Source organism: Rubricoccus marinus, from assembly GCF_002257665.1.
Taxonomy (GTDB): domain Bacteria; phylum Bacteroidota; class Rhodothermia; order Rhodothermales; family Rubricoccaceae; genus Rubricoccus; species Rubricoccus marinus.
On sequence record NZ_MQWB01000010.1, the window covers coordinates 42,482 to 54,655 of the forward strand.

At 74.3% G+C, this 12,174-nt stretch carries 12 protein-coding genes; 5 read left to right on the forward strand and 7 right to left on the reverse strand.

Annotated elements, in window-relative coordinates:
- Nucleotides 1–2: 2 nt before the first annotated feature.
- From BSZ36_RS17070 to BSZ36_RS17090, 5 genes are all read left to right on the forward strand, one after another.
- Complete coding sequence (locus tag BSZ36_RS17070) at nt 3–617, forward strand: cbb3-type cytochrome c oxidase subunit II (RefSeq protein ID WP_094551518.1); 615 nt, start codon at nt 3–5, stop codon at nt 615–617.
- Between the two features lie 30 nt (nt 618–647).
- Entirely contained in the window at nt 648–1,478 is an 831-nt protein-coding gene (locus BSZ36_RS17075; RefSeq protein ID WP_094551520.1) for a c-type cytochrome, read from the forward strand.
- Nucleotides 1,475–3,604 carry a heavy metal translocating P-type ATPase gene (locus BSZ36_RS17080; RefSeq protein ID WP_094551522.1) on the forward strand — a complete coding sequence of 710 codons (2,130 nt, stop codon included), beginning with the start codon at nt 1,475–1,477 and terminating at the stop codon, nt 3,602–3,604. Before BSZ36_RS17075 ends, BSZ36_RS17080 begins: the two co-directional genes overlap by 4 nt.
- Entirely contained in the window at nt 3,601–4,299 is a 699-nt protein-coding gene (locus BSZ36_RS17085) for a sulfite exporter TauE/SafE family protein (RefSeq protein ID WP_094551524.1), read from the forward strand. Before BSZ36_RS17080 ends, BSZ36_RS17085 begins: the two co-directional genes overlap by 4 nt.
- 112 nt (nt 4,300–4,411) lie before the next feature.
- Nucleotides 4,412–4,969 carry a TlpA family protein disulfide reductase gene (locus BSZ36_RS17090; protein WP_094551526.1) on the forward strand — a complete coding sequence of 186 codons (558 nt, stop codon included), beginning with the start codon at nt 4,412–4,414 and terminating at the stop codon, nt 4,967–4,969.
- Nucleotides 4,970–5,099: 130 nt separating this feature from the next.
- On the opposite strand, the gene BSZ36_RS17095 is transcribed toward BSZ36_RS17090, so the two are convergent.
- The 7 genes from BSZ36_RS17095 to BSZ36_RS17125 form a co-directional block, all read right to left on the reverse strand.
- Nucleotides 5,100–7,100, reverse strand: a complete 2,001-nt coding sequence (locus tag BSZ36_RS17095) for a M1 family metallopeptidase (RefSeq protein ID WP_094551528.1) — start codon at nt 7,098–7,100, stop codon at nt 5,100–5,102.
- A gap of 28 nt (nt 7,101–7,128) precedes the next feature.
- A complete protein-coding gene (locus BSZ36_RS17100; protein ID WP_218827738.1) occupies nt 7,129–9,402 on the reverse strand; it encodes a heavy metal translocating P-type ATPase in 2,274 nt (757 codons plus the stop codon).
- Nucleotides 9,399–9,686 carry a cupin domain-containing protein gene (locus BSZ36_RS17105; RefSeq protein ID WP_094551530.1) on the reverse strand — a complete coding sequence of 96 codons (288 nt, stop codon included), beginning with the start codon at nt 9,684–9,686 and terminating at the stop codon, nt 9,399–9,401. Before BSZ36_RS17105 ends, BSZ36_RS17100 begins: the two co-directional genes overlap by 4 nt.
- The gene (locus tag BSZ36_RS17110) at nt 9,686–10,309 is read right to left on the reverse strand and encodes a hypothetical protein (protein ID WP_094551532.1); all 624 of its coding nucleotides are present in this window, start codon (nt 10,307–10,309) and stop codon (nt 9,686–9,688) included. Before BSZ36_RS17110 ends, BSZ36_RS17105 begins: the two co-directional genes overlap by 1 nt.
- Nucleotides 10,297–10,773 carry a ferritin-like domain-containing protein gene (locus tag BSZ36_RS19590; protein WP_218827739.1) on the reverse strand — a complete coding sequence of 159 codons (477 nt, stop codon included), beginning with the start codon at nt 10,771–10,773 and terminating at the stop codon, nt 10,297–10,299. Before BSZ36_RS19590 ends, BSZ36_RS17110 begins: the two co-directional genes overlap by 13 nt.
- 74 nt (nt 10,774–10,847) lie before the next feature.
- A complete protein-coding gene (locus tag BSZ36_RS17120; protein ID WP_094551535.1) occupies nt 10,848–11,681 on the reverse strand; it encodes an MBL fold metallo-hydrolase in 834 nt (277 codons plus the stop codon).
- On the reverse strand, nt 11,674–12,168 hold the full coding sequence (locus BSZ36_RS17125) for a DUF2231 domain-containing protein (RefSeq protein ID WP_094551537.1): 495 nt from the start codon (nt 12,166–12,168) through the stop codon (nt 11,674–11,676). Before BSZ36_RS17125 ends, BSZ36_RS17120 begins: the two co-directional genes overlap by 8 nt.
- Nucleotides 12,169–12,174 lie beyond the last annotated feature (6 nt).

Here is a 12,174-nt window from a genome sequence, read left to right on the forward strand (position 1 = left end):
CCATGATCACCCGAGCCTCCCTCATCTTCCTCGGCGCCCTGGCGGCCATCCTGATGAGCTTCACGGCGCTCGCCGTGCTGCCCGCCGCCCAACTCGCCACCATCGAGCCCACGCCGGGCACGGAGGAGTACTACGGTCCGACCCGCCGGGGCCGCGAGGTCTACGTCCGCGAGGGCTGCGTCTACTGCCACAGCCAGCAGGTCCGCCCGCCAGACTTCGGCGCCGACATCGAGCGCGGGTGGGGACAGCGCGGCTCGCTCCCGGGCGACTACGTCTACGACTACCCGCACGTGATGGGCACGATGCGGACCGGCCCCGACCTCCACGACATCGCGAGCCGCCAGCCGTCGGCCGACTGGCACCACGCCCACCTCTACAACCCGCGCTCGGTCAGCCCCGGATCGGTCATGGCGCCCTACCCGTGGCTCTACCGCGTCGTCGAGGTCCGCGGCGACGGCCCCGATAACGCCGTCCCGCTGCCGCCCGAGTACGCGCCCGGCGAGGGGTTCGCCGTGATCCCGACCGAGGAGGCTGAGGACCTCTTCGCCTACCTCATGACGCTCAAGCTGGAGGCCGTCGACACGCCCGCGTCCGACGCCGCCGGCGCCACCGAGTAATCCGACCGAGTAATCCGACCGCGTAATCCCATGGCCGACTCCACCCTTCCCGGCGACGCCGACGCCCCGCGCCCCGAGGACGCCGCCGTGCCTACCTCGGACGAGGCCCAGGCCCGCGCGGCCCAGGCCGGAGCCGCCCAGCCCGCGCTCGCGCCTGCGGGCGCCGCGCAGCAGACCGAGCAGGCCGAGCCGCTCGACTTGCTGAGCCCGTACTACCGCGAGCAGAACCTCGCCGCTGAGGGCGCCGAGGCGCCCCCGTTCGCGCTCTGGGTCACCATCTTCGGCGTCGTGCTGTTCTCGGTGTTCTACCTCGGCGCCAACGTCGGCGACTTCTCGACCTACCCGTGGCTCCAGCAGCCACAGGCCGCCGGCGTCGCCGCCGCCGCGGCGCCCGTCGCCGTCGACGGCGCCCAGCTCTACACCTCGCGGTGCGCCAACTGCCACCAGGCCGACGGCACCGGCGTCGCGAATGTCAACCCGCCGCTGGCGGGCTCGTCCTGGGTGACAGGCGACAAGGGCGTGCTCATCCGCATCCTGCTCCACGGCATGAACGGGCCGGTCGAGGTGCTCGGCGCCACCTACAACGGCAACATGCCCGCCTGGGCCATCCTGTCCGACGAGGAGATCGCCGCCGTGACGACGCACGAGCGGACGAGCTGGGGGAACGCGGCCGAGCCCATCACGGCCGCAGAGGTCGCGGCCATCCGCGAGCTGACCGCCTCGCGGTCCCAGCCCTGGACCGCCGCCGAGCTCCAGGACCCCGCCAACCAGGGCGTCCCGGCCGGGGCCGCCCCCGAGGCGGACGCGCCAGAGGCCTCGGGCGACGACGCGCCCCCGGACTCCGCCGCCGCGGACGCATGACGCGCTGCGCCCACTGCGACCTCCCCGTGCTGGGGACTGGCGCCACGGGCGATTCTGACGGACCCCTCGCCGGGGCCGTCTACTGCTGCACCGGCTGCCTGATGGTCGCCGACCTCCTGGGCGACGATCCCGACGAGCGCACGCCCGAGCAGCGCGCGCTCCTCTACCGCCTGTTTGTCGGCGTCCTCGCGGCCGGATTCACGATGACAGTCTCGGTCGCCATCGCGTCGGGCTACGGGTTCGGCGCGCTCCGCACGCTCGACACGGGCTGGGACGCGGCCCACTGGGCGCTCCTGGCCGCCGCGCTCCCGGCGCTGGCGCTCTTGGGCCCGCCCGTCTGGGGTGCCGCCTGGCAGAGCCTCCGCGCGCGTCGCCTGTCGCTGGAGGTTTTGTTCGCGCTCGGCACGCTCGCCGCCGTCGCCGCGAGCGCCGTGTCCTACGCCCGCGGCTCCGGCCCGGTCTACCTCGAGACGGCCGCGATGCTGCTCGCGCTCTACACGCTCGGCCGCTACCTCGACGCCCGCACGCGCGGCCAGACGACGCGCGTGCTCCGCCGCCTGCTCGACGTGCCCACGGCCGACGTCGAGCGGCTCACGGACAGCGGCGCCGAGTCCGTGTCGCCCCAGACCCTCGCCGTCGGTGACCGCGTGCGCTTGCGCGCGGGCGACGTGGTGCCCGTCGACGGCGTGGTCGAGGACGGCCGCGCGCTCGCCGACACCGCCGCGCTCACGGGTGAGGCTGGGCCGTCGCCTCTGGCGCCCGGCGACTCGGTGCTTGCGGGCACGCTGCTCCTCGACGCCCCGCTCGTCGTTCGCGTCACGGCGACGGGCGAGGAGCGGCACCTGGCTCGCGTCGAGCGCTTGATGCACCGGGCGATGGCCCAGCCCACGCGCGTCGCCGACGCGACCGACCGCGCGCTGCGCTGGCTCATCCCAGCGGTCGTCGTCCTCGCGCTCGCGACGTTTGCTGGGTGGACGTGGGCGGCGGGCTTCGAGCGCGGCCTCTACGCCGGGCTCTCGGTCGTCCTCATCGCGTGCCCGTGCGCGCTCGGGCTGGCGGTCCCGCTCGCGCTCCACGTCGCGCTCGGCGAGGCCACGCGGCGCGGCGTCCTGGTCCGCTCCGGCCAGTCCCTCCTGGACCTCGCGGGCGTCCGTGCCGCCGTGCTCGACAAAACGGGCACGCTCGCCCAGCCCGGCCGCGTCGTCTCGGTCGGTATTCCCGCCGCCCGGCTCACGCCTGGCCAGGGCGACGGCCACGCCGGATCGCCGCCGCTGCCCGCCGACACCTGGCTTGCGGCGGCGGCGGCCGTCGAGGGCGGCGTCGACCACCCGCTCGCGCGCGCCGTCCGCGCCGAGGCCCAGGCCCGCGCCCTGGCGCTCCCCGCCGTCTCCGACGCCCGGTCGCTCCCCGGCCTGGGCGTCGAGGCCACCGTCGCCTTGCCCGGCGGCCCGGCCCGCGTGGCCGTCGGCCACCCGAGCCTCCTGGCTCTCGGGCACCCCGCGCGTGTCGTCGCCGACCGGCTGGGGCAGGGGGGAGGCCGCGCCCTCGTCGTCACCGCCGACCGCCAGCCCGTCGCGCTCCTCTCCGTCGAAGAAGCCCCGGTCGAGGGCGCGACCCAGGCCGTCGAGGCGCTCCGTGCCGCCGGGCTCCACGTCGAGGTCCTCTCCGGCGACCGAGACGCGGCCGTCCAGGCATTTACCGCCCCGCTCGGCGTCGAGGGGCGGGGCGCCGCGACGCCCGAGGCCAAGCTCGACCGCGTGCGCCACCTTCAGGCCACGGTCGGCCCCACGCTCGTGCTCGGCGACGGCACGAACGACGCCGCCGCGCTCGCCGCCGCCGACGTCGGGGTTGCGCTCGCGCGCGGGACGGCACTCGCCGTCGAGGCGGCCGACGTCACGCTCTACGGACGTGACCTCTCGGCGCTTCCCTGGCTGCTCGACCTCGCGCGCCGCACGCGGCGCACGGTCCGCCTCAACCTCGTCTGGACCTTCGGCTACAACGCCGTCGGGCTCGCGCTCGCCGTCGCGGGCCTGCTCCACCCGCTCGTCGCCGTCGTCGTGATGGTGCTCTCGAGCGCGTTCGTGACCGCGACCGCGCTCCGCCTCCGCCAGCCCGACGCGCCGTGACCGCCGCCGCCCTCGCGTCCGCGTTCCTGTTCGGCTTGCTCGGCAGCGGCCACTGCGCCGGGATGTGCGGCCCGCTCGTGCTCGCCGCCGCCCAGCGACACCGGACGGCCGCCGAGCTCCAGGTCCACCAGGCGCTCTACCACCTCGGCAAGACGCTCGCCTATGCCGCGCTCGGCGCCGCCGCCGGCGTGCTGGCGGGGCTCGCGGGCGACGGGCTGGCGGCGGTCGCCCAGTCCGGGCAGCGCGTCCTGAGCGTCGCGCTGGGGCTGGGACTCGTCGCGCTCGGCGTCGCGCTCCTGCTCGGCAAGCGACTCCCGGAAGGGAGCGCCTGGGCGTTCCGCCTGCCCCTCTTCGGCGCCGTGTTCAGGGCGCTCGTCCGCGAGCGCTCGCTGCGCGCCAGCGTCGGCCTGGGGTTCCTCAATGGGCTCCTGCCCTGCGGGCTCGTCTACGCCGGGCTCGGCGTGGCCGCCACGACCGGCTCGGCGCTCGGGGGCGCGCTCTCGATGGCCGCCTTCGGGCTCGGCACCGCGCCCGCGCTCGTCGCCGTGGGCACGCTGGGCTACGCCGCGCGGCCCGCCTGGCGCTCCCGGATGCAGCGGGCCGCGGGCGCGCTCCTCGTCCTCGCCGGGCTCCCCACAATCCTTCGCGCCACCCCGCTGTGGGGCGCGATCATGCACGCCATGATGGGCCACTGAGAATGATGACCCCCCACGACTCCGCTCCCCGGCTCAACGGCGCGCGGGTGTGTACGGCCGTCGTGTACTGGACCTTCCGTGGGAAGGTGACGCTGGACGAGTTCTCGTACTGATGGGCGAGCCCCTCGACGGGTGGAGACGCCAGTGGGAGTCGCCAGCGGGCCGGCGTGCCCGCCGCATCGCGTACTGGCTCGTACTCGCCGCGCTGGCGGTCGTCGTCGTCCGCCGCTACCTCCCGGACTACGACCTCGCCGACCTCGGCCCGGCGCCGCCTCTGGCGTACGCCGACCTCGACGGCGAGACGGTCCGACTCGACGCCTTCGCGGGCCGGGTCGTCGTCGTCAACGTCTGGGCGACGTGGTGCCCGCCGTGCGTGGTCGAGACGCCGGGCTTCGTGGATCTCGCGGCCGAGTTCGAGGACGACGTCCAGTTCCTGGGCGTCTCCGCCGACCAGGACACAAGCCTCGTGCGACCGTTCGGCGAGCGCTACAGCGTGACCTACCCGCTCCTCGTCGGTCCCAACCTCGCCGGACCGCCACTCGCCGCCCCAGTCCTCCCGACGACCTATGTCGTCGACCGGCGCGGCCGCATCCGGATGCGGCACGAGGGGCTGCTGCTGGAGCCCGCCCTCCGCCCGGTCCTCCGGGAGCTCGCCCGCGAGCAGCCGTAGACGCCCCCCTGCACGGTCGCCCGCCGCCGCCTACGCCACGCTCGTAGAAGGCGCGGACGGGCGTCCGGGGTGCAGGCATGGGGAGCGACCGGCCCCGCTTGGGGGGCCGGCGCTCCGGTGCCCGAGAGGTCTAGAGGTCACGGGCGTCGTTCGCCCGGTCGACGTCGGGCGCCAGCGCGTCGGGGTCGAGCCGCGCTGAGACCACGGTCCGGCCTGCCAGGTCGATGACGGCCCGCGCCTCGTCCTCGCTGAAGAAGGCCTCGACGGGGATCTCCACGCGCTCCGTCGTCCCGTCGGCGAACGCGAATTCGACCGTCGCGGGCATCACCAGGTCCGTCTCGTGCGTCACCGTCGCGACCGCGATGCCGTCGCCCAGACCCAAGCGGACGAGCGCGGCGTCGTAGGGCGCCAGCGAGTCGAACCAGCCGCGCCAGAACCAGTCGAGGTCCTCGCCGGAGACGTCCTCGACCGTCCGGAAAAAGTCGGCGGGCTGGGGGTGCTTGTAGGCCCACCGCCGCGTGTACTCGCGGAGCGCCTCGTCGAAGACGCCGTCGTCCAGCACGACCGTCCGGAGCAGGCGCAGGCCCATCCCCGGCTTGAAGTAGGCGTTCCAGCCGACGCCCGCGCCCGAGAGGTGGTCGGGGTAGGTCAGGACGGGGTCGTCCACCGACGCGAAGCGGCCGCTCAGGCGCGCGTAGACGTCGGGGTCGAGCAGCATCACGCCCTGCGCCCGCTCGGCCTCGCCGTAGCCCGCGATCGTCGGGTCGTCGTTCTCGTCGTAGAAGCGCCGCGCCGAGAGCTCGTTGACGAACGTGTTGAACCCCTCGTCCATCCAGGCGTGGCGGCGCTCGTCGGAGCCCACGATCATCGGGTACCAGACGTGGGCCAGCTCGTGGTCGATGACGCCGAAGAGCGCGAAGTGGCGGCTCTCGACCGACGAGAAGTGGATCATCGGGTACTCCATCCCGCCGACGTGGCTGGCGACCGAGATCGCGACCGGATAGGGGTAGGGCAGCCAGGTCGAGTTGTTCAGGATCGAGGCGCGGCCGTAGCGCGTGGCCTCCTCCCAGCCCGGCTCCTCGGGCGTGCCGATCCCCTCGTGCGGATAGGCGCTCAGCACGAGCACGTCGTTCGTGGTCCCGTCCTCCTGGGGGACCGGGGCGGCGGCGCCGTCGAGCACGAACGCGGCCGAGGCCGCCCAGGACACGTCGCGGACCGTTTCGGCCCGGTAGCGCCACGTCGTCGTGCCGGTCCGCCTCGGGGTCGCGGCGGCCGTCCCCACCTCATCGGGGCCGACGACGTAGACGCGATCCGACGACCGGCGCGCCTCGGCCAGCCGCTGGCGCTGGGCCTCGGTGTAGACCTCGTCCGGGTTGAGCAGCTCGCCCGTCCCGACGACCGTCATCGTGCTCGGCACCGTCAGCGCCATCTCGACGTCGCCGTAGCCGAGGTAGAACTCGCCCGCGCCGAGGTACGGCATCGCGTTCCAGCCGTTGACGTCGTCGAACACGGCCACGCGCGGGAACCACTGGGCCACCGAGTAGACGGTCCCGCGCGCGGTCTCCATCCGGCCCATCCGGGGCGTGTCGGGGCCGGGCACGACGAACGTGTAGGGCACGACGACCTCGACGCGGCCCCCGCCCGGCGCCAGCGGCTCGGGCAGCGGCACGCGCATCCGGGTGTCCGTGATGCGGGGCGTCACGGGCTGCCCGTCGACCGTGACCGTCCCGAGCCGGTAGCCGTTCTCGGGGCGGCCCGTCACGCCCCGGTCGAGCTGCGCCCGGTCCCCGCGCGAGCCCTCGCGGAACAGGTTCTGCTCCAGGTGGAACCACAGATGGTCCAGGGCCTCGGGGCTCTCGTTCGTGTACGTCAGCCGGACGGTCCCGGAGAGCGTGTGCGTCGTCGTGTCGAGCGCGGCCTCGATGCGGTAGTCGTTCCGGTTCTGCCAGTACGCCGGGCCGGGCCGCCCGCTCGCCGAGCGGTACTCGTTCGGCGTGGGGAGGGCGTAGGGCTCGAAGACGGCGTTCGTGCTGTGGCCGACCGAGTCGGCAACAGGCTGAGCGTGGGGGACACCGGCCAGCCCGAGGGCCAGCAGTGCGGTGGTCGCGAGGAGGGTGAGGGGCCGAGTCATGGGGGAAGGGGGGAGGAAAAGAGGGAGGTCACCGGGACGTCGCGCGCAGCAACCGGAGGCCGTTGAGGCTCACCAGGACGGTGCTCCCCTCGTGGCCGACGACGGCGAGCGGCAGCGCCAGCCCGGCGCCGAGGATCGTGGCGACCATCACGACGATGGCGCCCAGCGAGATCGCGATGTTGACCGCCAGCGTCCGGCGCGTGCGGCGGCTGAGCCGCAGGAGGTAGGGGATCTTGCCCAGGTCGTCCGCCATCAGGACCACGTCGGCGGTCTCCAGCGCCACGTCGGTGCCGGCCCCGCCCATCGCGATGCCGAGCGTGGCCGCCGCCAGCGCGGGGGCGTCGTTGACGCCGTCGCCCACCATCGCCACGCCGCCGTACCTCGCTTCGAGCTCGCGGACGAGCGCCACCTTGGCCTCGGGCAGCAGGTCGGCGTAGACCGCGTCCACGCCCGCCTCGGCGCCCATCGCCTCGCCGACCGCGGACGTGTCGCCGGTCAGCATCGCCACGTGCTCGACGCCCAAGGCATGAAGCTGAGCCACGACCTCACGCGCGCTCGGGCGGAGCACGTCGGCGAACGCCATCACGCCGACGGCCCGCTCGCCGCTGGCGGTGGTTTCGGTCACCACGACGGCCGTGCGTGCCTGGCCTCGGAGCCGCTCGACCTCGGCGAGGGCCGCGTCCAGGTTCTCCACGCGGCGTCCAGCCGAGTGCGCCGGGTTGCCGATCCGCACGAGCGCGCCGCCCACGGCCGCCTCGACGCCCCGCCCGGCGACCGCCGCGAAGCCCTCGGCCGCGCCCACCGTCAGGCCGCGCGCGGCGGCCTCGCGGACCGTCGCCCGCGCCAGGTGGTGCTCGCTCCGCGCCTGGACGGCCGCCGCGAGCGCGACGAGCTCGTCCTCGCCCAGCGTGCCGAGCGCGACGACGTCGGTCAGGCGCGTCTCGCCGGCCGTCAGCGTCCCCGTCTTGTCGAAGGCGACCGCGCGAACCTTCGCGGCCTCCTCGACCGTCACGCCGCCCTTGAAGAGCACGCCGGACTTCGCCGCCGCCGCGATCGCGCTCAGGACCGCCGCCGGCGTCGAGATCACGAGCGCGCACGGGCTCGCGGCCACCATCAGCGTCATGGCCCGGTAGAACGCGGGCTCGAACGCTTCGCCCCAGCCCAGGATGGGCAGGGCGATGGCGACGGCCGTCATCGCGATCACGCCAAGGGCGTAGGGCTGCTCGAACCGGTCGATCAGCCGCTGCGTCTCGGCCTTCTGGCTCTGCGCGTCCTCCACCATCGCGATCATCCGCGCGATCGCGCTCTCGTCGGCCGTCTTCGTCACGCGCACGTCGAGCGCGCCGCCGCCGACGGTCGTCCCGCCGAAGACCTCGTCGCCCACGCTCTTTGTGACCGGCACGCTCTCGCCCGTGATCGAGGCCTGGTCGACCTCGCTCCGGCCGCTCGTGACGACGCCGTCGAGCGGCATCCGGGCGCCCGGCCCCACGCGGAACACGTCGCCCACGCGCACCTCGCCGACCGAGACCTCGACCCACGCGCCGTTCCGCTCGATCACGGCCGCGTCGGGCCGGAGCTCCATCAGCGCCTCGATGGCGCGGCGGCTCCGCCCGATCGCGACGTGCTGCAACGTGTTCGAGAGCGAGAACAGGAACAGCAGCATCGCCCCCTCGAAGGGCGCCCCGATGGCGAGCGCGCCGAGCGCGGCCAGGATCATCAGCAGGTCGATGTCGACCGTCCGGTGGCGCAGCGAGTCCAGCCCGGCGCGGGCGCCGTACCACCCGCCGAACCCGTACGACACGGCGTAGAGCGCCCAACTCACGGCGGTCCAGCCCTGCCACTCGGCCACGAGGCCGCCGACGAGCCCGACGAACGCCACGACCACGAAGGAGGCCTCCCGGCGCCACGACGCGCCGTCGGCCGCGGCGTCGGGCTCGTCGTCTCGCGTCGGCACGCCGAGCCGGCGGACGGTCGTGGCGAGGTGCTCGGGGCTCGTCTCGCCCTCGCGGTAGTCCACGCGGAGCACGCCGCTGTGGAACGAGGCGCGGGCATCGGTCACGCCGGGCTCGGCCCGCATCCGAGCGGCGAAGCGCTCGGCGCACGATCCGCAGCTCCGGCCCCCAGACCGCTCGACGCGCACGAGGCACGCGCACGTCCCATCGGCCTCGATGGCGCCCGCGAGCCGGGCCGCCCGGGCGTCGGCCTCCCGGGCCGTCATCCCTGCCTCGTCGTAGGTCAACGCCAGCTCGCCCGTCTGAGGGTCGAGGTCGGCGTGGAGAGGGCTCGGGGCGCTCGGGGTCATGCGCGGGATCGGATCAGGACGAGCCGGGCGTCGGTCGGCGCGTCGACGGCGTGAGGCACCTCCGCGGGCAGGACGATCCCGTCCCCCGGCCCCAGCGTGTGCAGAGTGCCGTCTACCGTCACCCCGGCCGATCCTTCGGTGACGAGCAGGAACGCCTCGTCCGGGACCGTGTGCGTTTTGAGTCCCTGGCCTGCGCGGAAGGCGAACCCGGTCACCCGCGCCGCTCCGGCGTAGAGCGGCGCCGAGGCGAACCGGGCGTCGTCGAAGTCGGGGAGGGACGGCATCAGTAGCCCTCGGGGAGCGGGGTCGGCTCGTGGGCGCGGTCCATCCCGCGGTCCACGAACTCGCTCACCGCGCGGTGGGCGTGCTGCTGGATCAGGCGCACGACGTACGGGTCGTTCGACGTCTCCACCACGCGGACCCCCCGCTCGGTGTCCTCGATCTCCATCGTGATCGCGTCGGCGTGCTCGAAGATCTCGGCGAAGAGCGGGTCCCAGCGGCGGATCGGGCGGCCGTCCTCCAGCCGCGCGTCCATCTGGCGGACGTGCTCGCGGATGCGGGCGGCCACCTCGGGATCGTCGGACTCGGTCCACGTCTCGACGCCGTCCGAGCGGTCGACCACGCGGCGCTCGATGGCCTGGTGGTCGGCGAGCAGGGCGTGGATCGTGTCCATGTCCTCGCCCATGCCGCCTCGCATCCCGCGGCCCCCCTGGCCCATCCGGCCCTGGTGTTGCCCCCCTCCGCCCTCGGCATGACGCCCCATGCCGGGCCCGTGACGCCCCTCTGTCGTGGCATTGGCGATCTCAGGGGAAGGGTTGGAAGAGGGCTCGGCCGTGCGGCTGGAGCCGCAGCCGGGCGCGAGGGCGAGCACCAGCGCGAGGGCGGGCGTGAGGATCAGGAGGCGCATCGTTGGAAGGCGGGGAGGTGGTTGTCGAGGGAGGCGTCGCGGTTGGACGTGAGCACGCGGCGCACGTCGTCGGGCATCGCGAGCCCGAGGTAGCGGTCGTAGAGGGCGGCGTTGTCGACCTCCGCCTCGACGCCCGCCGCGCAGGCCGCCCCGACGGAGGGGTAGCCGTCGACCGTAGCCGCGGCGTAGGGGTTGGCGGGGCGGTCGAGGCCGTACCGGGCGAAGAGCCCTTCGAGGGCCTGGGCGTGGGTCTGCTCCGCGCCGATGATGTTCGCGAACGGGCGCACGTCCCCGAAGTCGAGCAGCACGCGGGCGTAGATCGCCTCGGCGCGGTGCTCGTCGAGGAGCACGGCGTCGAGCGCGTCCGTGACCTCGGCCGAGAGGGCCGACGGATCCGTGCCCCCCGACGTGTCGCACGCGCTGAGAACGAGGAGGGCGAGGACGAAAAGGGGTAGTCGCGACATGACATTACAGGCAGCTCGGTCCAGTCTACACCTCGCGCCCTCGGCGGTTGTGAGAGACCGATGAGAGTTCGGCCTCACGGCCGGATCACGAGCCCCTCGCGGGCCACGCGCACCCGCGTTCCGGGACGCACGTGGGCCATGCGACCGGCGGCGTCGTGGCCGACCGCGTCCAGTTCGTCGTCGGTCCGGTCGGGGTCGTGGTGGAACAGCACCAGCTCGCCCACGCCCGCCGCGGCGGCCAGCGCCACGGCCTCCCCGACGCTGCTGTGGCCCCAGCCGCGCCGCGCCTCGATCTCGCTGTCGAGGTACTGCGCGTCGTGGATGAGAAGGTCGGCGCCGGAGGCGAACGCGGTCACGGCCTCGCGCGCCGCGGCCTCCGCGCCGAGCTCGTTGTCGGGTACGAACACCACCGAACGACCTCCGACCTCCAGGCGGTACCCCGCCGTCACGCCGGGGTGGGCCACGCGGACGGCCGAGACAGACAGCCCGTACCCCGCCAACACGTCGGCCGCGGAGTCGGTGACGTAGTCGCACGGCGAGGCCAGGCGGTCCCTCGCGACGGGGAAGTGGCGCGGCTCGAAGAGGTCGTCGAGCGGGCGGGGGTGCTCGCCCAATCCGATGGGGAACAGCCGGATCGTCCGGCCGGCCTCGTAGAGCGGCTCGAAAAACGGGTACCCCACCACGTGGTCCCAATGGACGTGCGTCACGAACAGCAGCACGTCGCGCTCGTCGCTGCGCAGCGCCTGCCCGAGCGGGCGGATCCCGGTCCCGGCGTCGAACACGACCACCGGACCGCCGGGCACGTCGACCGAGGCGCACGTCGTGTGGCCGCCGTAGCGCACCGTCGAGGGGCCGGGGGAGGGGATCGACCCCCGGACGCCCCAGAACCGGACCGTCGGGCTAGTCATGGTCCACCTCGTCGGCGTCCACGGCGGGGCCTCGCACCTCGGCCGTACCGTCTCGGATCTCGGTGTGCCGGATCTGCCCGCCCAGGTTGCCAGCCCGCGCCATCAGCCCGAACACGAGCGCCGCGCCGACGAGCACTACCACCGAGGGCGCACGACCGATGTCCGTCTCGCGTCGGCGCCAGACGAGCACGCCAAGCGCGAGGACGGCCAGCGCGATGGCCCCGTAGTTCGCGACCTCGGCGGCCTCCTCGTGCTCGTGGATGATCCGCTCCGAGACACCGGGCAGGTGCTCCACGGTCTCCTCGGCCCCCTCGCCCGAGCGGGTCGCCACGACCGAGGCGACACCGACGACGACGAGCGCCATCAGCGCCATCCGGACCACGTCGGGCTGGCGGCGCGCTGCTCCGTAGACCCCGAGAATCAGGGCGAAGAGCGTCCCGAGGATCGGGACGTGGTTGACGATGAGGTGGAGGTGCGTGGCGTCCATGTCCGT